The sequence below is a fragment of the Butyricimonas hominis genome (assembly GCF_014287455.1).
Classification (GTDB): domain Bacteria; phylum Bacteroidota; class Bacteroidia; order Bacteroidales; family Marinifilaceae; genus Butyricimonas; species Butyricimonas muris.
This window is the reverse complement of sequence record NZ_JACOOH010000001.1, coordinates 867,696-889,806: the sequence shown is the minus strand read 5'-3', so window position 1 is coordinate 889,806 and position 22,111 is coordinate 867,696. Positions and strand designations below refer to the sequence as shown.

At 44.3% G+C, this 22,111-nt stretch carries 12 protein-coding genes; all 12 read right to left on the bottom strand.

The genetic code is table 11. The features are described 5' to 3' along the window. Positions 1 to 11: 11 nt before the first annotated feature. A complete protein-coding gene (locus H8S64_RS03460) occupies positions 12 to 713 on the bottom strand; it encodes a hypothetical protein (protein WP_186974948.1) in 702 nt (233 codons plus the stop codon). After that, positions 698 to 2,275: a RagB/SusD family nutrient uptake outer membrane protein gene (locus H8S64_RS03455; RefSeq protein ID WP_186974947.1), complete on the bottom strand. Its 1,578-nt coding sequence runs from the start codon at positions 2,273 to 2,275 to the stop codon at positions 698 to 700. Before H8S64_RS03455 ends, H8S64_RS03460 begins: the two co-directional genes overlap by 16 nt. Positions 2,276 to 2,286: 11 nt before the next feature. After that, on the bottom strand, positions 2,287 to 5,820 hold the full coding sequence (locus H8S64_RS03450; RefSeq protein WP_255469405.1) for a SusC/RagA family TonB-linked outer membrane protein: 3,534 nt from the start codon (positions 5,818 to 5,820) through the stop codon (positions 2,287 to 2,289). Between the two features lie 118 nt (positions 5,821 to 5,938). After that, positions 5,939 to 7,084, bottom strand: a complete 1,146-nt coding sequence (locus H8S64_RS03445) for a FecR family protein (RefSeq protein WP_186974945.1) — start codon at positions 7,082 to 7,084, stop codon at positions 5,939 to 5,941. Between the two features lie 407 nt (positions 7,085 to 7,491). Next, positions 7,492 to 8,034, bottom strand: coding sequence for a sigma-70 family RNA polymerase sigma factor (locus H8S64_RS03440; RefSeq protein ID WP_186974944.1), 543 nt, complete (start codon positions 8,032 to 8,034; stop codon positions 7,492 to 7,494). Between the two features lie 108 nt (positions 8,035 to 8,142). Continuing rightward, positions 8,143 to 8,796, bottom strand: coding sequence for a hypothetical protein (locus H8S64_RS03435; RefSeq protein WP_186974943.1), 654 nt, complete (start codon positions 8,794 to 8,796; stop codon positions 8,143 to 8,145). A gap of 563 nt (positions 8,797 to 9,359) precedes the next feature. Next, positions 9,360 to 10,454: a TlpA disulfide reductase family protein gene (locus H8S64_RS03430; protein ID WP_186974942.1), complete on the bottom strand. Its 1,095-nt coding sequence runs from the start codon at positions 10,452 to 10,454 to the stop codon at positions 9,360 to 9,362. 98 nt (positions 10,455 to 10,552) lie between these two features. Then, positions 10,553 to 13,858 (bottom strand): metallopeptidase TldD-related protein, encoded by a 3,306-nt coding sequence (locus tag H8S64_RS03425; RefSeq protein WP_186974941.1) that lies wholly within the window; start codon positions 13,856 to 13,858, stop codon positions 10,553 to 10,555. Positions 13,859 to 13,911: 53 nt separating this feature from the next. Next, a complete protein-coding gene (locus H8S64_RS03420) occupies positions 13,912 to 15,474 on the bottom strand; it encodes a DUF4998 domain-containing protein (protein WP_186974940.1) in 1,563 nt (520 codons plus the stop codon). A gap of 3 nt (positions 15,475 to 15,477) precedes the next feature. Further along, the gene (locus tag H8S64_RS03415) at positions 15,478 to 16,812 is read right to left on the bottom strand and encodes a DUF4959 domain-containing protein (protein WP_186974939.1); all 1,335 of its coding nucleotides are present in this window, start codon (positions 16,810 to 16,812) and stop codon (positions 15,478 to 15,480) included. Positions 16,813 to 16,847: 35 nt separating this feature from the next. Continuing rightward, positions 16,848 to 18,770 carry a RagB/SusD family nutrient uptake outer membrane protein gene (locus tag H8S64_RS03410; RefSeq protein WP_186974938.1) on the bottom strand — a complete coding sequence of 641 codons (1,923 nt, stop codon included), beginning with the start codon at positions 18,768 to 18,770 and terminating at the stop codon, positions 16,848 to 16,850. A gap of 17 nt (positions 18,771 to 18,787) precedes the next feature. Then, on the bottom strand, positions 18,788 to 22,081 hold the full coding sequence (locus H8S64_RS03405) for a TonB-dependent receptor (RefSeq protein WP_255469404.1): 3,294 nt from the start codon (positions 22,079 to 22,081) through the stop codon (positions 18,788 to 18,790). Between the last annotated feature and the right edge of the window lie 30 nt (positions 22,082 to 22,111).

The following is a 22,111-nucleotide window of genomic DNA, read 5'->3' as shown; positions in this document are numbered from 1 at the left end:
ATCGTTCTGTTTTAAAAATCCCTTAACAAAAATTCATATCCCATCGCCTGCACCACGCCGTTATTTGTCTGTATATCTGTTGATCCTACAATCCAATTCTCCGCCGTGGACAACCGTTTAGCCATATTAAGCGAGGCATAGCCGGCATGTTGTACTCCCCCGTAATCTCCTCTCACTACCCACAGGAAAAGTTCCGACAACATAGTAGGCACCACAATCCCGTCGATCTCCTCGTATTCTTTCTTACTCTTACCATCAATCAACTTACGATTACCATCGGGGACATCATCCAGCATCAATCGCTTCGTCACAATCAGGCTTTTCAATAGAGGCACACACACGGACGCCGGAATATCCGTTACCCGATGCCAGTACTCGCTATCGTCCACCTCTTCTCCCGCGAGCTTATCTTCATCCAATTTCCGGTTGTAATCGAGCATATAGCGCACGATTGTATTATTCGTGATACCGAAAAAAGTAATCTGTTTGTACTCTCCCGTGCCCTCGAACAGCGGTTTCAACCCGGCGTGATCGATCATAATCATCGTCGAATCCCAGTTATACCGATCCGTTTTAAAGTACTCCCACATAGAGCAGTCATGAACGCCGTTTGCCAAACCGCTATCTATATAATTATATTTGGTGCATGAACATATCCCGATCATCCCCAAGAGCATCACCCCTCTCAATAGTTTATTTATTTTTGCTGCCATAACCAATAAGTATTTTGTTTCATGAATGGATTTTTCTTATCTGCACTATGCATATAAACCGGCAAATAAAGAGCCCCGTTCTTTACCTCCTCGTCGGTCAATGTCTTGTAGTTCCCTTTCAATTCATCCCGGAAATAACCGTTCCGCACAATATCGTAATAGCGTTGTCCTTCCCCGAAAAGCTCCCGCTCCCGTTCATGGAATATCTCCTTCAATAAGCGTTTTTTCTCCGTGGAACCGTTATACCCTCTCAATCCGGCACGATCGCGTACCCGGTTCAAATCCCCGACAGCCTCCGCCATTCCCAACTGAGCCCGGCACTCTGCCCGCAACAGAATCAAATCTGCCAAACGCCAGACGACACGATTCCCGTCCATAGCGATCAACTTAGACCCACCTTGAGTCACATTGGGGTTTTTAGAATAAGTTTCATCCCGCCATTTATTGATAAAAGCATAGCTGGAAACGTACTCCACTTCATACTTTTCACCGGTTTCCGGATCCTCCTTCTCGATAAGCAAGGTTTCTCCCAACTTATACCAAAACTCCTTTCTTCGGTCGTCCGCGGCCTCGTACATCGCCTCCACGGCACGAACCGTAATCCTTGGCATACTTCTAGCCGATGCTATTGTACTCGGATCGGTCACGCCATAAGGATAATGTACCAAACACAACCCGGGATAACGCATCTCCAGAGAACTACTATTATACCAATTATCATCCACGTCATTCACTTCTATTGCGAGAATAACTTCCTTCGTACCCCGTCCCTTGCCAAAAGTATTCTTGACAAGCGAGGCTATATCATCTTCCAAGCCGTAAGTTCCCACTTTCCCGTCGATCACGAGTGAAGCTTCCGCTTCCGCTTTTCTCCAGTACTCCTCTTTCCCGTAAAGCCCCCCCATCCACGCGTAAATATTCGCCAACAAGGTATGTACTGTTCCCAGACTGGCATACTGCCGGGAAGTTATCGCCCGTCCGTTGGCATCCGTCAAATGCTCGTACGTCGGCAAAACCCGCTTTGCAGCCTCCGCCCAACGAATAGCCTCCGCCAGAACCGAATCTACCGGACTTTTGGGTTGAACGGTCGGATCTTCCGAACCGGGAGCAATTGGAGCTTCCCCCCAGTCTTGAGCTAAACGGAAATACATCAACGCTTTCACAAAATCGGCTTGGGCAATCCAGAAATCAGCCCGTTCTTTCGAAATGTTTTCAAAACGGGAACGGTTTTCTCTTAACATATTTGCCAGACTGATCGCCCTGTAATGAGCTTTCCAATTTATCTCAGATTTATCCAAAAAAGATGCCGGGTTCAATTCCTGAAATCCCGCCGCGGTAGTATTCGGTCTGTCTATCTGCAAACCGGCATACCCGAACGCGGAAACACGGGGAATGGCACACACCAATTTTTCACTCTGAAATATCGAGATCAAAATTCTCTCCAGATCTTTTTCATTCTTGAAATAATTCCGGTAGGTAACAGACACCTCCGACTCCACATCCAGCCAGTCATCACACGAGAAAAGCGGCAGGAACAATATGAGAAACAATATTTTTTTCATGATTCTTCTCCTTAAAAGTTTATGGTTAATCCAATGGTAAACTTACGAGGCAACGGGTATCCCGATAATAAATCCACTCCCTCCGTTATATTGACAATCTCAGGTTCCGGACCGCTATAATTCGTAAGCAGGAACAAGTTTTCGGCAGTTAAAAAAACACGCGCACCGGATAACCCTATTTTCTTGGCAAAACGTTCGTGCAGGTTGTACCCCAAGGTCAACTGTTTCAAACGAAGCATATTGACATTCTCGATATCACAATCATAATTCCCGGTAAATTGATCATTCAGATCATACGAGATCAACCGAGGATAATCCGGATTTTTACTATTCGGTCCCGTCCACGCATTAATCCTATTCACATCGACAAACATAGGTCGCATCTCGCCCGGATCAACATTCAGGGAACGATCATCATATAATTTCAATATATGCCTCCCGAGAGAATATACAAAGAAAATATTCAAATCAAATCGTTTCCACCTGAGCTCGTTGGCAAATCCGCCATGAGCGAGAGGCAAGGGACTGGCAGCATAATACTTATCGCTCTCTGTAATCCTCCCGTCCCCGTTCAAATCAACCAATCGTCGGGTCCCGGGGAAGAATATATCTTCTATCCTTGAACCGCTGAGAGGCTGGGGTCTCGAATTAGACTGATAATAATAAGGCACCTCGTCCATACTGTTATAAAATCCGTCCGTTTTATAAGTTCTGATATTGTATAAAGACTTCCCGATAATATTATTATCAAAATCGTAACCGTCATTGCTTTTCTCAAAACGGTTCCAGTTCCGGGAAGCGTTCAGTTTAGCCCTCCACGACACGGCGGATTCCCTCAGAATATCCACGGTCAACTCCATCTCGATTCCTTCATTCGACACCCCAAGGGCATTTTGCCACTGAAAATACTGATAATTCAAATCACCGCCTAAATCCATCCGTTGCAATTGTCCCTTCGTGTAACGATAGTAATAATCACAGGTCAATTTCACCCGGTAATCGAACAGACTGATATCCAACCCGAAATCATATTGATCCGTTTTCTCCCAACTCAATTTACGATTCAATAATCCGCCATCCATATCAGGTCCCATGCCGGCCTGTCCAAAAAAAGACCCACCGGTATTCCCCATTAATCCGTGCGCGAGATAACGTTGTGAAAACTTTTGCCCCGAACGTCCCCAACTTACGCGGAGTTTCCCGAAACTCAACCAGTAGAGATTTTTCAGGAAAGATTCATCCGAGAAAACCCAGCCGACAGCCACGGAAGGAAATGTAGCCCACCGCACGTCCTCACCGAATACCGACGATCCATCCCGGCGAAGCGTGGTCTCGAACATATATTTCTCCTTGTAATTATACCGCAAACGTCCGAAATAACTATTCATCCGCTCTTCTTCCAAACTCGACTCGTATTCAAATGCAGATCCCCACTCGGGATTTGTTTCCCTGTCGGATTCTTTATTATTGTTTATCAATCCGTTACCCTCTCCCCATTCTCCTTTAGCGTAATGAACGAAATCATTAGGTCCGCCCTGCGCCGATCCCTTATTATTGTATGTTTGATCTTTCTGGAAAGAAAGTCCCAACAAAAAATCAAAATTATGATCGTTCTTTACCGTGAAATTGTACGATAATAAGTTCTCGTTAATTAATGACAAATTACGTCCGATAGTACCGTTTGTAACAGACCTGTGGAAATCCTTGTCAGCTGTACTCGGAGAAAAGTTGTTCTGATTCTGCTGATTGTAATCCACGCCACCGGAAACCCGCAAATGCAGGTTACGAATAATCTCATAATCCAATACCAAATTATAACGCAATGAATAACTTTGGTTTTTTTCTATATCCGCGTTCAATTCATCAAGTATGTATTTACTCACGTAATCATTGCCCGGCTTCAAAGACGATTCCGTCGCCACGTTGACACTAATCCCTTCCACTTTCTGTCCCTCGCCACCTCCACCCCGGCTTCTCTGGCTATAGGTCAATGACAACTGGTTATCCAATTGGATACGTTTGGAAGGATACGCTGTCAGGTTCGTGATCACGTTCACCCGTTCAAAATCAGTCCCTAATACAATACCCTCTTCCTTGTAATACCCGGCACCGATCATATAACGCATCGTTTCACTTCCTCCCATGGCCTGCAAGTTGGCATTTAACACCTTTGCCGTCCGAAAAGCATACTTCCACCAGTCTGTCGAATTATTGTAAAATTTATTCAAACTATCTTGTATCATAGCAGCTTTATACCCCTTGTCGGGAGTCCCGAAAAACCAGTCGTATACCGGATAATTGTTATCCTTGGTATAGTTATAAACCTCTTCATAGGAAGTTGGGATCACCCAAGTTTGATCAGCTTTCTGGTAAGGTTTTATCGTGTTCTTCAATGCCTGCATGGCATAGCGACGTGTCATATTTCCGCCCGTCTGCACGGGTGTCTTGGGTAACCAAGAGGCAGAATAGGAAGCATTCGCCGTGAATTGCGCTTTACCGGCACGTCCTTTTTTCGTGGTTATCAGAATAACCCCGTTACCGGCACGAGAACCGTAAATAGCGGCAGAGGCGGCATCTTTTAACACCTCTATGGATTCGATCATGGACGGGTCCAAGTCGGAAAGCGTGTTCGAGCCGGTAATCGGGGAAGTAAATGCCTGCATCGGCACCCCGTCCACCACGTAAAGCGGCGTCCCGTAGCTCCGGTCAGCACTCTCTTCTGCCGTTCCTCCTTTGGTAAAAAAAGAGTTATACCCCCGGATAGCCACGATAGCCCCTCCGCCACCGGGAGCACCGGACATATTATTCACTTCGACTCCCGCCATGTGTCCCTGTAACAGGCTTTCCAAGCTATGCGTGGGCAATTCCTTGATATCTTCCGCTTTCACGGAAGAAATTGCACTGATCACAGTCCGTTTTTTCTGGGAGCCATAAGCAACCACCTGCACTTCATTCAAGCCGGTAACTTCCTCCTGTAAAACAATCCGAATAGAATCCGTTTTTTCCGTGAATTCGAAGCTTCGGGATTTGTACCCCACGAAAGAAAATTCCAGCTTCCCGCTCTTGATTGGCAAAAGCAAGACAAATTTCCCGTTCTGATTCGTCGCCGTACCTACCGATGTATTAGCCAATCGGACGGTCACACCGGGTAATATTTCTCCCTTTTGATCAACCACAATACCTCTCACTTCCTTTTTTACCGGTTGTTCGGATTTATCCGCGGCAACTCCCGCTTTCAAGGAAAGTACAATAGTCTTGTCCGATATGGAATAAGTCCACACGGTTTTACGCAAACAACTATCCAAAACGGTCGTGAGCGGTTGCTCGTTCATCGATAAGGTAATTCCACTCACTTCCCGGGCTTGATTGCCTACAAAAAGATAGCGGTAGCCTGTCTGTCGCTTGATTTCGTCCAAAACGGACACCAAAGAAGCATTTTTCACGTTAATTGTCACCTTTTGGGCGGAAGCCACGGTAGCACTTAACGATAGAATCGCGCAAAAAAGAAGCATAATCATCTTTCGCGAAGACAAAAATCTTTTCATTTTTCCCCTCGCTGGGGAAAGTCGATTTTTTTTCATAGATTTGTCAAATTGGGTTAAACACTAAATTATACTCTGGATAACCTATATGATTCGGGAAACGGTCAGGTTTCCCGAATTTTTACAGTTCCTCTTTTTCCTTGGATAATATTTCTATTTTATCGTCATAATAGACCACTTTAATCTCATTCGTCAATTGCAGTATATTCAAAAATTCCTGTATCGATTCGTACCGTCTTAGCGAACCGAACAAACTTTCGTTTTGCAGTTTTTCGTCTATCACGACCTCGATATCGTACCACCGGGACAATTTTCGACCGATACCGGCAAAGGATTCTCCGTCAAAAATAAATTCTCCTTTCCGCCACCCGGTATACACTTCGGTACATACCTCCCGCACGGATAAGGTCGAATCCCCAAGGGCAAACACGGCTTGCTGTCCCGGAACGAGCAATTCGTCCCGCACTCCCGTGTGAACCTGCACTTTTCCCTCTTCCAGAGTTACCTGTACCGTCGGTTCGTCGGAATAAGACATCACGTCGAACGAGGTTCCCAGCACACGTACATCCACCTGCTCCGTTCTCACGATAAAAGGCACGCCCGATTTGGCCACCTCGAAATAAGCCTGTCCTTTCAAGCTGACCACACGGCTGTCCCCGGAAAACGCCACGGGATAGGACAATTCGCTCTCCGCGTTCATCCATACCCGAGTCCCGTCGGCAAGCACCAATTTATACTCGCATCCCTTGGGGATTACCAACTTGTGGATTAAAGGAGCCTCTACTTCCCGGACATTTTCCCGATAGCTTAACTCCTCCTTTTTCGTGTTGCTCACGATCACCCCTTGATTTTCAAAAGTAACTGCCGTCGCTAAATCAACCCGTCCCGTATCTCCCACGACAAGATAAGCCCCCGTATGTTCGCCGCCAATTGCCACCATTTCCTGCATCACAACAGGTTCCGACCGATTCACCCACGAAACAATAATTAACCCGGCAGCAACAGCCGCGGCCCCACTCCATCCGATCCTCCGGATACGTCTTACCCGGCGCACCTTTCTCTTGGAATTTACCTTTTCCAACGCTTGTTTGATATCGATACCCTCGAATTCACTCCATCGTTTTTCAAGTTCACTGCCGTCCAATCGCCCCCTCAACTCTTCCCGCACGTCCTTTTCTTCTATATATTTCTCCCATTCTTCCGAACCGGACCAGAGTTCACGAGCCACCTTATGGGCTAAATTGATATATCTTCGTAAATCTTTCATTCGTCATTCATTTATATCCATAACGACTAACGAATCCGAAGTGACTAAACAGACTCTGATTTTAACATTTTTAAATCTTTCCCGTGCGGTTATTCTCTACAATCCAATACGCATGAACCACGGTTTGAATAACATCACCGGAGTAAAACACCATTCAATACCGGATAATATGGAAGAACTATCTTTATCGGAATATTTAAATCCATTTCAAGGGCATTTCATATATACAAACCTATACCAAAAAACAATTACTCCACCACATTTTTTTATCCTGATAGGTGTTTCATGGGGGTAGAATAGAAGTATGATAGAAGTATCTCCCAATCAACACTCGGCAAGCCACCAAGTATATACCCGTTACGTTACTGACTTGGGTAGGTTTACCTATAATGTTCCAAGGGAACTCATTAAAGCAGTCTAAAGACAACCAATAAAAAGATTCGTGAAGGAAGCGTGTTTTTTAATAACGAGATACCCCGTTGCTTCTGAGCCCGCACGGTACTGGGCTCAATACCTAACTGCCGGGCTATTTCCGTGCTATTATAACCGAAAAGCGAGAGGCGCATCACTTTTGCACATTCGGCGGGTAATAATTCTATTTCCCGTTTTAAAATAGATAAAGTTTCCGTTTCAATGATCGATGCCAGTATCGATTCTTGCGATACCTCTGTCCCCACATTCTCTTGTTGATGTTTCTCTACGATTTTCAAATGCTTGATGTAATCCAGACAACGATTACGCACGATAACATAAAGATATGAACTCAACTCTTCTTCATCCTCAACGGGAATCCCTTTCTCGAACAACATGACAAATACATCCTGCACTACATCCTCTGCCGCTTCCATGTCCTTCAGCACACGGGACGCAAAAAACGCCAATTCCCGATAATACTTTTCGAAGACCCGTGTACATATTTTATCTCTATTCTTTTCCCGATCCAGAAGCATATTTGAAACATTTCGCAACAAATATACAATACAATTTCAAATATTAAAATTATATTTCTCACTGTATTGGTAATTATCACATCCATTTCGCTAAAACGATTCATATTTTCACTCCAGCGTTTTTAGTATTTTCAGTTGGTCGCATGTTCCGTACGTGTCGTAAACATACCAATTCATATTCTTGATAATGTACTCTTTCCCTAATCCGTCAAATCGATCGTCTGAAGACTGAAATTCAACTAGTTTTATTGTTTCACAGGTTTGCTTTTGCAAGTTATTGCAGAGGTCTTTCATCATGTTTTTCGGGAGAGAATCTAACATTTGAAATATATTGTCCGTCATTTCGAACCCAACAGTGAAAACACATCCTTCTTGATTGATATAAAGTAGAATAGCAAAATTTGCCGAGGATAAACACTTCTTTATTGATGTTTTTATCTCGGTCGGTACAACATTGTACCAGACACTGTCCTGCCAATTGAAAATAGACTCTCTTGTTTCGTTGGATATAAAACGAGTATTGATTCTACCCGGAGATTTACTCTCGAAATTTTGAAATTTCTTTTCAAAATCGGGAAGTTGTAATCTCCAATAATATATTTTCCCTGTTATATAAGAACTTGCTTTTATAGGTACAACTTCTAAACCGTTAATCACTCTTGACGGCAAAGTATCTACAATGACAGGATTTTTATCAACCTGAGCTTCAGCCAACGTGGCACATAAGAGACTGCTCAATAGTGTTTGAATTACTTTTTTCATAATTCATAGATTTTTAATTAATAATTCTAATTTGTAACCCGCGGGTACAAGCCAATCTTTATATTTTGCCAACAGATAAGGGGCATACTCGTCGTATTTTATTTTATACTAAAAGCTGACAATTATACGGCCTCGTCGGGTTTCCGTTTGCTGATAGTTCAAAATTTCATATTTAACACTTCGCACATGTTGTATATAATTTTTAGGTGGGAACGAACCCGGAAAAGGATTATCATATATCATGCAAGAGATTATAGAATCTCCGCACACTTGAAAATATTCCGGGATATACAGGTTTGCACCCTCTTCTCCAGCAAAAGCCTGAGGTGTTAAATCAATTCTGTATTCCCGACTATCTATTTTTGCACGGAGAGCTTCTTCAATCTCCTTTTTCGACAAGTTTTCATGTAACGAGGCACATGACGATAAGCAGATTAACGTACTTATTACCAAAAACAGGAGTAAGTTTTTTTCATAATCGCTATTTTAAGAAGTTAAAATAAAAAGCCGCCTCAAGGATGAGAACTGAGACGGCTTCGAGTTTAAACCACTCTTCTTTGAACCTATTCTTTCTTCTTTTTCAGCATCTCGTCAATCTTTTTTTCGAGGTCTCTGCCGCGAAGGTTTTTAGCCACGATACGGTTTTCCTCATCGAGGATAAAGGTGCAGGGGATGCCTTTCACGCAGTATTCGGCGGCGATTTCGGAACGTTGTCCTTTCAAGTCGGACACGTTTTTCCAGTTACAGCCGTCTTGACCGATAGCAGCCAACCAAGCCTGTTTGTTGTCATCAATTGAAACACTGATGATTTCCAAACCTTTCGGGCGGAAGCGTTTGTAAATTTTTATCAGATTCACATTTTCTCGTCGACAAGGACCGCACCAAGATGCCCAGAAATCAATGACTTTCACTTTCGCATTTGTCTCGTGCAAAGAAAGTACGCCACCATCGGACAACGCCGCACTGAAATTAGGGGCTATGGCTCCTATCGCTATCTTCTGTATTTTTTCCAGTTCGGTAGCGATTTGTTTGCCGAAAGGTGTAGCCTTAGCCTTCTCTCCCAGTATCTCGTAACGCTCTGCCAGTTTCGTCTCATCAAGGGTTTGCGGCAACTTGGCAGCTATCACGTAAGCAGCGACATACGTGTCATTGTATTTTTTTAATAGAGCCAATTCTTCAGCTTCCATTCGTGCGGCAATTTTCTTGAACTCTTGTTCTAGTTTCTGCGCTTGTGCCGGATTTGCCCGTGCTTGTGCTTGCAATTGCTGTCCGCTTTGCGCCAGATATTTGTCCAAATCGTTGAATTCTTTCCATATTTTCTGCGCTTCACCGCCACCCTCAACGATCAGCTCATTGGAGCCCACAGCAATCGTATAGTTCGCATTCTCCAGCATCAAAGCTGCTAATATTGCATTTTTTTTAGTTGGCATCAAGTATGCTAATGTCACCTCCGGCATTCTGCCTGTAAACTCAAAAACCCCGTTCGCAACCGTGGCCTCGCCTATGTCGACCATCCCATTTTCCGTGCTGGCAACCAGTAGTAATTTTCCGTTGACGGAGTTGTCCAACCGTCCCTCGATCTTGTAGCTATCACCTTGTGCCATACTCACGATAACACAACTTAATAACAAGCATACAGTAAATAAAATCTTTTTCATTTTCTCATTTAGATTTAAAAGAGGTGACCGAAAAGTCCGTATTTTATTCAGGATGACAAGCGGGGACTTTTCAGACAACCTCTATGTTAATGATTTAATTATTTCTGTTCCCGTTGTCTCGGGAGTTTTAGTACAGGTTCTTTTTCCGTTTTCGGGTTTGCCTTATCGATTACCAAACCGTCCACGATCATCCCGGCGGGATAGATCATTGAGGCGGGAGATGAGTTAGGCAAGTAGTTCATTACCTCCTCCTTTGAGGATATCGCAACTAGTTTCAATAACTTGGTCAAATCCGGCATACGGAAGCCCGTTGTACGAACCCGTGTCTCTTTTCCATCTTTGAGATCAACGCGGTAAACCACGAGTGCCGACCCAGAAATCCCTCTCACGATGTAAGCGCACGATTGTCCGGCTTCTTTAGCTGTCTTAAGCAACAATTTTTTCATTCTCTCATGAGTCATTGTTTTTTCCGCCTGCACGTGAATAGTACCCGTTCCGGTCGCTAGCGTAGGGCTTTGCGGTGACATCATGAAACGGGAACTACCGGTTGTTTCCGGGGCTTTCAATGTCGGGATACGACCGTTCAGCATCTTTTTGAACACACCTTTCTCGACAAGTACCATTTCTGCTTCCGGAGTCACACCGTCACCATCAATCTCGTAATAGCCATATAACGGCACGCCGTTATACTCTTTCATGGTCGTGTAATTTTTTACAGTCAGACGATTGTCCATGATTTTTTGCCCGAATTGATCTGCCAACCCACCTCTCGTCGGGGAAAGCGAACGGGCGGCGACTAATCCGCCACGATACAGGAGGTTGTTTGCCAGAATAGTTGCCACGGCTCCTCCCTCGAACATGATCGGACCATTGTAGTACTCTGCCACCGGCGGTGCCGCTTTCAATTGAAGTAATCCTTCGGCAAACTCTCTCACCCGTTCTTTCAACTTCTCGACGGAAGGAATTTCCGCCGGAGTCAATAGTGAAAGAGAGAATGAATCACCTAGATTCGAGCCATCATCTCCTCGTGTTTCGGCAGAAACTGTCACGTTCACGTATCCCCCGGGTTCCTTCAACTGTACCCCTTCAGTAGTTAGCCGGTACATATCTATCTCCGTTCCGTTGATTACCACACTGGAATTGTAAATATCCTTGTACTCGTTAAATACTGCCGATGCTTCAACCACGAGTTGTTTCAAAACAGCTTGGTCAATGTCATATTTCATTCGACGTTCCTGCAAGCGGGTCACAGCCGGTAATGGTTGCATATCCGCCAAAGCCGCTTCTTCTGGTGAAAGGGGATTTTGTTGCAGGTAATTCGCTTTCTGTGCCATCATGCCCAGCGAATATTTGTACATCATATCCGACGACTCCCAAAAACCTCGTCGTATCACGTCATAATCCACTTCCGACGGTAATTGTGCCGGGGCAATTTGTTCCGAGTACTGCACGTCACTGTTGTTCTGGTAATCCCCAAGCATTAACTGTGTGCCACCATTCATTTTCCATGGTGAAACACTCAAATGCAATAACCCTCCCAATGAGCCTACCGCTTGAAAATGACGGTAACGAGCTACCGTGTATGAGATGTAATAGGGTTTCGAACCACCCGGCAACACAAGGGCAGCGTTATTACGATCCAGTTCGGAACGCATGGCCGCGAAAATCGTTTCGTCCGTGTTACCGATAACTTTATTTTCCGGTTTCGGTGAAGGTAAAACCGGGGCTATATCACGTGCTTGTGCACGACGTTGTGTTTCTATCTGGCTCACGAATATCGTGGGTGATATTGCCGTCACGGGTACCCAACCTGATTCCGCACCACAAACGCCCGTGAAGACTTTTGGATTGTTACCGGCCGCCGTGATATTAGAAAACATTGACAAGGGTGTTCCGATCATGTCCACACCCCGCACCAGTTGATCCGGACGACCATCCACGAACACCCGGTACACTTCCAAGGGAGTCACGTTGAACGAGTTCAAACTTCCACCCTCGCCCGTGTACGTGAAACCGCTTGTCACGGTACGGAAATAATAACCGTATTCCTTTCCTTGTTTTTTAGCTTCAGCCGTTAGCATGGCACGCAATTCGTCTTCCGTGTAGGGGCGTGTCGTTTCGATGATCAGATTGGATTGTCGAGACACGGGATCACCTCCCCCGGAAGTACGTCCGTGACCATTGCTCTCGGGAAAACCATCCAGCGGAACCCGACTCATCAAAAATTCTTTCAACACACCATTCACCACGTTGTCCACCCGGCGCCCTTTCACGCCCTCGTCATCGTACACGTAGTGACCGTAAAGATCCGTATCGACATAAGATTTGAGTAACGGATCGCTGTAAACTTGAAATTCAGCGGGTAAGACTTGTTCACCTACCATTTTCTTGAACGTCTGCCCACCCGATTTCAAACGGTGACCTTCCAAACGATGACCGAAAATCTCGTGAAAGAATACGCCGCTTGCAGGTCCCGATAGGATTGCAGGACCCGTGTACGGGTCAGCTACCGGTGCGTCACGCAAAGCCAGTAATCGTTTGATCATATCCTGTGCGTCAACAATCATCCGATCATTATCCGGCAATTCGTCAGGCGTGTACGCGAAATAATCCATGTTCAGCGGCAACTCCATTCCATCATCAGCTTTCAGTGATGCCATCAACATCACCCGAGTAGCTACCCGGTTCTGCACCACTACGCTTCCCTCGCTGTTCACGAAATAGGTACGTAAAACTTGAAAATTAAAACTAGCAGATCCTTGGCGCAACTCGGGACAAGTCTTGAACACGGCGGAAACCTCATCCATTCGCTGTTCCCAAGCCCGTTTGATATCCATCTTTTGTTTTCCGGCAGCCACGGGAGCCTCGTAATAATGTTCCACCGGAGTCTTGGAAAAACACGGTGCTTTATCCTCGTCCGCCACGCTTACCGCGGCTTTCATCTTTGTTTGGTCATACATACTCCGGGCAAACTCGTAACGTTTCAACGTCTCCCGCCAGATCGCTTCCCGAATGGCATCCGCATCGTCGTTCAAAGGTAGAATTACTCCTTGTGCGCCTTGTGCGTTAGCCCCGGAAACACCGCCCTGCATGTTATACTTGAAGTTATCCAGTTCCGGGCTTCCCAAGCGAATTTGCGGCACCAGTGTCCGCATACGGTTTTCATTTGCCGATACCACAGCCCCGAACGAACTTACAACTGTAATGGTGTAGTCGTCCATCGCCCTCATATTCATATAGTAGGGTGCGTTCTCTTGCTTTTTTAACTCCTCCATGTTGTACTTCAACTCCTGCTTCATCAATTGCAGGAGGCGATCCTCCTGCTCTTGACCGAATACCCCGGAGAAAACCAATAACAGTACCCCACTAAAAAAGAGCCTGATTAAGTAATTGATTTTAAACATACTTTTTTAGTCGTATTTGATACACGGTCGCTCTCGCAACCGTGTATATATGATTATTTATAGATAACAACATCTCCTAACTTACACTTGGTCGTACCTCCTGCATTCACTCCGTCACGCAAGGTAAATTTGATATATTTTACCAATCGGCTACCCCCGGCATCGGAAATCGGTAATAGAGTCACCTCTCCCGAACCACGTCCCAAAATATTGGTCTCTAAAAATGTGACATTTTTCCAAATGACGCCATCGGTAGAAGTCTGCATGGTGATCGCAGAAGGAATTACATATGCTGCTTCCTTGTCCGCTTGCGGGTTATAATTCGGCTGTGCTACTTTTATCCCTTTGATCTCTGTTTCCGTCATGAATTCCATCATCATTTCATAGGTGCGTACAGATGTAAAAGAAGTTGTTTCCCACACGGTAGAGAAGTTGTCATCTAACAAATAATCCAAGTCCGCATAAGGATCAACGGGTGTGCATAAAATTCTGTTTCCATCGTTAAACATCCTTAACTCTTCCTTTTTTACGGTGTTTAATCGAGGTAACACAGGATACCCTTTGATATCCATATAATCTATATATTGGCTACCCAAATAATGTGCATTATAACCAGGACCGTAAGAATCGATCCTCATACCCAATATTTCGTTTGCCTTGTTCAATACCAGCATACTTTTTTTCAGAGGCCCCAGTAATTTACTCATGTCATACGGTGTATTGGGAAAGCGCTGTAAGTAACGATTTTTGCCGAATATGATTCTTTGCAGCTTCGGGCAATAAAGTACATCTTCAAAAGTTTCGATATCGTAATCGAACTCCAGTTCTGTCACATTATTGATAAACTCCTCAAACTTCTCTTCCTTTTCTTTTGTAGTCGTTGAGTAGCCATAACGCTGTTCTATCGCACTAACGAATCCCGCACTGTAAATCTTCTTTCGACTTACCGCAAACGGGTCGAAGTCGATCACATCTGGACAGTCCGCCACTTTCCCTTTGCGGAGTACATAGACCGTATCGGCAGGATTCATACTCACGTCATCAATCGTGATAAGAGTATTACTTGTTGCTTCACGGAACGTATAGTACTGAGTTTCTCCGTTTGTATCCTTGTATTTCAATTTCAACTCCTCGATATTCTCGTTCCAATGGTCGGAAAAGAAAATCATTTTATTTTTCAAGAAATAAGATTTCACGACACCCCTCGTGAAGGCAAGCATAATCTCGTGCTGCCTCGTGTAAGGACGTCCGTAGGTTGTTTCTCTTAACGACTCGTTCCCTGCCTTATCCATAGCGCAAACATCGAACCGATATGTCCCGTCCGCCAAATTCTTTAACTCGAAAGAATCGGATGTTTTCGGAAGTAATACCGAATCTTTAAGGTCTTCGAATGACCATATTACTTTTATTTTATCGATCGTGGCATCTGTACCATTTATCCAATCCACGACCAAACCTTCCCATCTGGGAGTAGCATGGACTTCCGTGCACATTGCCACGTAATGGATCTTTCCGTCTCCGGAAAAGTCACTATACGTATCCTCCAAGCTTTCGCTGCAACCGATCAGCAATGCCGCCGCCGCAAATAAGTTTATTATGTGTTTTCTCTTTCTCATGGTTTAGTTCTTTTTTACATAAACTTCTAGTTCGTGCAACGTGAAATACTTTTCCTTATTTCGATCTATTTCCGGATTCCTCCCCTTGAACGTATCATTTACTATAATTTTCAGATAGCGATAAGTTTGGGCGCGTGCAGGGAATACAACATCCACATAGACCGGATCTTTCTGGGCAAGTTCATTTACGTCTTGCGGGGCAAATTCCAGTTGCGATGTGAGATTCGACCATTTGTTTTTACCTGTAGCCAAAGAATCCTGATGCAATTTACCCAAGTACTCCCACTTGCCGGAATTCGGATCCGGAGATTCATTATTACCATACACCACCACCTTACAAGGCACTTTGTCTTCGTAAGAACCTAACCATACTTCTCCCAACGCGAACCCCGGAGTGGCATTAATTGCTCGTAGCGGGTAGAGGCAGTACATCCGGATCCAAGCCGGTATTTTCTGTTCTCTCATATCAAGTATGATAGGCTTTCCATAAGCCTGAGGACCTGCCAGATAGGTTGCATATACTTCCGTACACGGTTGACTTATCGGATTTTGGGAAGCCGAGGCGATCAAACGCTCTTCTCCTTTTAACTCCCCGTCGAACAAATATTTCACTCCTGTTTTCGCTTTTTCATTTTCCACGGAAGGTCCCTTGAAATCATCTGCCGTCATCGGCCATTTTTCAGTCTGATAAGCATCTATATCCGGATAGATTTCCTGTCTTACCCGATAGCCCTGAAAATCCTCCGTACGGATAACCACCGTGTTCTTCGCTCTTTCCTGCTGCACGACAAAATTCAACGTGTCTCCTGCCCGAACAATCGGGAAACTCTTTATTAAAATCGTGTCTTGCTGATTTGTTACGGGATTGGTTCCCAAATAAAAAACATGAGCCATTCCGGTTACAACCGAGGGACTTTTATAGATTACCCGGAAACCGTTCCATGAAGAATATACTTCAATATCGTTAAAAAATGCCCAAGGTGCGCTATCCAGCGTGTTGAACTTATATTCTAAGGGCTCGGATTCTACATTGTTCTGGTTGACAAAAGTGATGCTGGCACTTGCCTCTTGTGCTCTGGTAAAACCATCCAGCAGGAGTGAATCGCCACTGTAACCACAGGCTTTCAATACCTTATTCCCCTGTGCATCCAAATACCGAATGTTCATGGCAAAGATATCTCTATTATTCGGTAGAGTATAGTGCATCATCGCTCCGCCCGCCACAGGCATAAACTTAAGTTCCAAGCCTTCCGTTGATGTCTCGAAAATGACATTATCATCATTACAGGAAACAAAACCCAGTAACAGGAAGAATAATATCCATTTATGTTTTTTCATCGTCTGATATTTTAAAATGTATTGTGACTGTTCTTTTACCACCCCGGATTCTGTACCATTCCGGAGATTAAAATCTCTTCGGCATCAATCGGTTCGAAGTAGTCCCGGGGTGCCACGAATTTATTTTTGCTCCATACGACAACCGGTCCGTTCTCATTGTTATAGAATGATTGATATGTTGTTCCGAGGATATTCCAGCCGTATTGTTTCTGATTCATCTCCTGAGGTGCGATCAGCCAACGGCGAATATTCCAATAACGGTGTCCCTCGAACGCAAATTCAATATTACATTCCTGACGAATGATATCACGCATACCGACTTGTGATTCCACTTTCGTGGGGTTGTTGGAGTAACTCCTCCAAGCCTCCCGTACCGGTAGGATTCCTGCCCGTTTGCGTACTTCATCAAGCGGATTGTACACCCGATCATCCGGTGTCTCCAGATACTCGTTCCAAGCTTCAGCCTGCATAAGGTAAACCTCGGCAAGACGAATGATCGCGGCTGTTTCTATTCCCTGTAAGTTATTCGCATAACCTTGGGTGGGAAACCACGAGAAAAGGTGTTTTTTCAACCAGTAACCATTGATGTTCTGCCAAGTATTACTAACGATAATATCTGCTTGCGTACCCCAAGGCTCTTCATTTTTATGTGCTTGCACGAGTAAGTTATAATCATCTTGCAGCGTGTTATTTCCCCGTTGCCAGTACATCCGGTCGCCAGCAATACTGGCATAAAAACGAGCTTCCCGTTTCAAGTGAAGATTTACTACTGACGTATTCAACGGGATCACATTTTCGTAAAGCTGACTACTCTCGGAACCCAATTTGTAGCGATTTCCATAAGCCCAGTCATTGTCGGCATCAATCGGTAACCCGTGTTCCGTGTAATACATCTCCACCATCTTCATCGAGGGAGAGAGACAGCCGAGTGCACTACCTTCGAAGTTTTTATTATCGCCGACCAACCTCGGTAAAGTAAATGTATGAAATCCAGAAACATATTTCCATTCTAACAGATATTCTTGATTGTCAAAACGAGAGAATGTGGTATTCTCGATGTCATACATAGTGTTTAACAACTTTGTTTTTTTTGCACTATACCCGGAAGATAATTTTCGATCTCCCTGCAAACATATCTCGATTGCTTTGTCTGCAGCTTCGGCAGCCAACAACCATTTGTTCCGATCATAAGTTTTGTTAAAAAGCAGTTCTCCGTTCTTGTTCTTAAAATCGGAATAGAACACGTTCCCGTTAAAAAGAGGAGATGCGGCATAAAGCAGCACTTTGGCTTTCAGCGCATATAATGCTTCTAGACAGAACGTGTGTCCGTTGTTGGATAATCGCTGGTAATGCATAGGCATATATTTCATCGCCTCCTCCAGTAAATTGACGATTTCCTTGAAACAAGTATCCACGGGTTGACGCGGCAGTTGATACTTCGATACATCTAAATCTACCGGCATATTTTGGGGAATCAGACAAATAGGACCGTAACGACGTACCAATTCAAAATAGACAAACGCCTTCACCGCTTTCACGTCTGCTTTCCACCAGTTGCGATCGTCTTCATCAATATTATAAGTATGATCTATATTCTCGAGAAAAGTATTGCAGTTCCGAATAATAATATACATTCTATACCACAGGGAACCATAAGGTTTTTGTGACATTTGCAGCCCGTCAGCCACTTTCAATCCGTCAAGACCATACATATCCGAATTATATAAAGCCAAGCAGGTCACGTACTCGTCGGCACCCATATAGGAAATATTTGAACGAATATCCGTCATTACGGTATTCAAATCACTGTAAATCCCTTTCCACCATGCCTCTGCTTTTGTCCGTTGCTCGAAAATCGACTCCACCGTTTCGATGTCCTTTTCCGGTACCATATCGAGATAGTCACATCCGGGGAGGAGGAGAACAGCACAAAATATAGATAATAAATATTTTTTCATTGTTACATTTATTTAAATTAGAAACTTACGTTCAAGCCAACCGACCAAGTGCGTTGAATCGGGTAGTTAAAACCGCTGTCTCCCAATTCCACGTCCCAAATCTTGAAATTCGTGATCAAGAAAGGATTATTAACACGAGCATAGATTTTCACGCTTTGCATTTTCAATTTTTGCATCACCTTCTGTGGGAAATTATAGGCCAAATCGATAGAAGTACAACGCAGGAAGCTACATTCTTGCATAAAATAAGTCGATTTCCGCTCTTCAGCACCACTTTTCCAGTCTTCCTGAGGATTATGTACCTCGATGGATTGCGTGGAAAGACGCGGCCAGAAAGGACGTTCTTGCATATTATTTGTACTCCAGTGATCGTCATAAATAGCTTTCAACATCGCCCGATTCTTCACGAACGGGCTGATTTTCTGCGGGTCCACGAAGAAAGCCCGTTTTCCTGAGCCTTGAAAAGAGAAGTTGAACTCGATGTTTTTGAAAACAAAAAGCCCGCCAAACCCGTAAATAACACGAGGTGTACTGGGAAAACCAATGTAAGTGGCATCATTCACGTCTATCACGCCATCGCCATTCAAATCACGATAGCGAATATCTCCCGGCATCACATCTCCACCCTGCCGGGGAGAATTTGCAATTTCTGCCTCGTCACGGAAAAGACCTTCGGCTATGTAACCCACCTTTTGGGATAATTCATGACCTTTTTTCCGTTGCCATGCCGGTTTGTCGGTAGCCTCTTCAATTTCTTTAAATACAGCCTTATTGTAAGTGAACGTACCGTTCAGTATCATCCAGAAGTCTTGGGAAAACATATGTTGCACCTTACCCGCAAGGTCTATTCCCCGGGAACGGGATTTACCCACGTTCCCGATTTGCATCATCTCCAAACCGGTAGACGAAGGCATCGTGTAACGGTAGTCAAGAATATTGTGGCGTACCTCCTGATAGATATCTGCGTTAATATCCACGATCCCGCCGAAAAACTTAGCTTCTATACCGAAGTTGATTTGCTCGGCAATTTCCCACGTGATTTTATCGTTAGGATAAGCCGTGATTTTATATTTTTTCATCTGTTGTCCACCCGGAGAAGGATCCATAACGTTTTCCGTTTTTATTAAAGGTAAATGGGTGAAATGCGGATCATTAATAACCCCATCATTTCCGACCTTACCCCACGAAAGACGGAATTTCAAGAAAGAAAGCCAATGGGCTGTATGGTTCGCCAACAAGCTCTCTTTTGATGCGATCCAAGCTCCGCCGACCGAGGGGAAGAAGCCGAATCGATGATTCTTGGCAAAACGCTCGGAACCGTTATAACCGAAACTGGCTTCTAGGAAATATTTACTTTTAAACCCGTAGGTACCACGCATGGATAATCCCAAATTCCGACGAGGAATACCGTCCAGTACGGTCTGTGTCTGAGAGGTTGAATTCTCTTGCGCATTTAATACCGCTGTCAAACTGGTCTGGTGTTCTCCCCAAGCTGCCACGTGCAACCCCTGTATCTCGTAAGTCATCTGCGTGGATTGAGAACCACCACTTTGTTGTCCGTCTTTCTCCAATGTTCTTGATGCATTAAGCGAGTTTATCGCGTTTAGCTTATGCACACCGGTTTCAAAATCATAACTGGCTAAAGCATACCTATAAGGATCGGTAACATAAGCGTTGACATAGTATCCCTCCTGATTCAGCGAAACGGAAGCCCGTAATTCCAATCCTTTGAGAATGGGTGAAAGATTATGAATATACTCCGCCCGAGCTACCGCCGAGTAACGACGGCGATCTTTGTATCCCTTATGAAGTTCCATATAGGGATTAGCCGTATTCTGGTCTACGGCTCCGAAACGAAGATGCGGCCAGGCAAATGTAGCATCTCCCGGGTAAGTCGGAGCAAAATCCACAGGCGAAGCGTTGAAAGCCATACCGTAAGCCTGTGTTACATCTGCATAAGGACCGTGATATTTATCCAGATTGGCTGAGGAGTTAATGTTCAGGCGAATCCCAGCACTTAAGTCTATATTCAGGTTCGCGCGGAAAGAGAATGTACTATTTTCGATATTACATTTAAACTGGTTCAAACGGTCGGTTTTCAACATCCCCTCATCCCGGACGTAATTAACAGAAGCATAGTATTGAACCTGACGAGAACCACCCCGAAGATTTAGGCCTGCCCGATGATTAATGGAATAGTCGTGAAACATGATATCATACCAATCATTGGCGGGATATACCCAAGAAGGATAAAGAGGAGAACCTGTACGTTCGATGCGCTCCACACTATACTGGGGGGTTGCTTCAGGATCACGAGACAGTAATGCCCGATTGTACATTTTCATATAAGTAGTGGGATCCACCACCTCAATTTTCCTCGTTGGCATACTTACAACAGCTTCGTAACGGAAAGAGGTATAGACACTACCTTCCTGCCCTCTTTTAGTCGTCACAAGGATAACCCCGTTAGCTCCTCGAGCACCGTACATCGCCGTGGCAGAGGCATCTTTCATCACGCTGAAACTTTCTATATCCTCCGGAACCATACGAGAAAGATCCAATTTTGAAGATTCCACTCCATCGATTAATATAAGAGGATCAATGTTAGCACTCGTTTGGAATGAAGTAATACCCCGAATGTAGAATTTGGTATTCATCTCTTCTTCCGTCAGAGCCCCGGGAAGTCCTCCCGTCTGCCACCCGATCATTCCGGCGATTTTTCCAGCAAATTGAGATGTCAAATCACTACTTGAAGATTTTAAGTTTCTTGCATCAACAGTAGTAATTGCAGAGACCACACTTTCTTTTTTCTGCTCGCCGAAAGCCACGACGGTTACTTCCTCGAGATTCTCTTCCGTGGGAATTAATCGAATGTTGACTTTATCTTTCCCCTTTATTTCTACGACTCCTGTTTTATAACCGATAAAAGAAACCCGCAATACATCTGTTGCTCTTGCCGAAATAGAATAACGTCCATCGGCATCCGAGGATACTCCTTGAGTGGTTCCTTGAATAAGCACTGTTGCACCCGCGATCGGATTTCCTTTTTCATCCACGATTTTACCACTGACTTTAATCAGATTCACAACAGGTTTTTGCCTCAAAATAATCACAATACGATTACTTTCAATGATATAATCGTAAGGACTATTACCTAACAAAATATCCAAAGCATTTTCTACCGTTTCATCTTTCACCTCTAAAGAGAAAGGACGATTTTTATCTATTTTGTCATTACTTTGGAAACCATAATCTATTCCCGTCTGCCGATTAATCTCAGCAAGAATTTTCTCTAAAGTGGCATTTTTCATAGAAATGGTCACTTTTTTCTGGATATTGTC

Excerpts from the sequence above, each read along its gene's own strand:
- H8S64_RS03460 (WP_186974948.1), bottom strand. The coding sequence starts at position 713 with ATGGCAGCAAAAATAAATAAACTATTGAGAGGGGTGATGCTCTTGGGG.
- H8S64_RS03455 (WP_186974947.1), bottom strand. The coding sequence starts at position 2,275 with ATGAAAAAAATATTGTTTCTCATATTGTTCCTGCCGCTTTTCTCGTGT.
- H8S64_RS03450 (WP_255469405.1), bottom strand. The coding sequence starts at position 5,820 with ATGAAAAGATTTTTGTCTTCGCGAAAGATGATTATGCTTCTTTTTTGC.
- H8S64_RS03445 (WP_186974945.1), bottom strand. The coding sequence starts at position 7,084 with ATGAAAGATTTACGAAGATATATCAATTTAGCCCATAAGGTGGCTCGT.
- H8S64_RS03440 (WP_186974944.1), bottom strand. The coding sequence starts at position 8,034 with ATGCTTCTGGATCGGGAAAAGAATAGAGATAAAATATGTACACGGGTC.
- H8S64_RS03435 (WP_186974943.1), bottom strand. The coding sequence starts at position 8,796 with ATGAAAAAAGTAATTCAAACACTATTGAGCAGTCTCTTATGTGCCACG.
- H8S64_RS03430 (WP_186974942.1), bottom strand. The coding sequence starts at position 10,454 with ATGAAAAAGATTTTATTTACTGTATGCTTGTTATTAAGTTGTGTTATC.
- H8S64_RS03425 (WP_186974941.1), bottom strand. The coding sequence starts at position 13,858 with ATGTTTAAAATCAATTACTTAATCAGGCTCTTTTTTAGTGGGGTACTG.
- H8S64_RS03420 (WP_186974940.1), bottom strand. The coding sequence starts at position 15,474 with ATGAGAAAGAGAAAACACATAATAAACTTATTTGCGGCGGCGGCATTG.
- H8S64_RS03415 (WP_186974939.1), bottom strand. The coding sequence starts at position 16,812 with ATGAAAAAACATAAATGGATATTATTCTTCCTGTTACTGGGTTTTGTT.
- H8S64_RS03410 (WP_186974938.1), bottom strand. The coding sequence starts at position 18,770 with ATGAAAAAATATTTATTATCTATATTTTGTGCTGTTCTCCTCCTCCCC.
- H8S64_RS03405 (WP_255469404.1), bottom strand. The coding sequence starts at position 22,081 with ATGAAAAATGCCACTTTAGAGAAAATTCTTGCTGAGATTAATCGGCAG.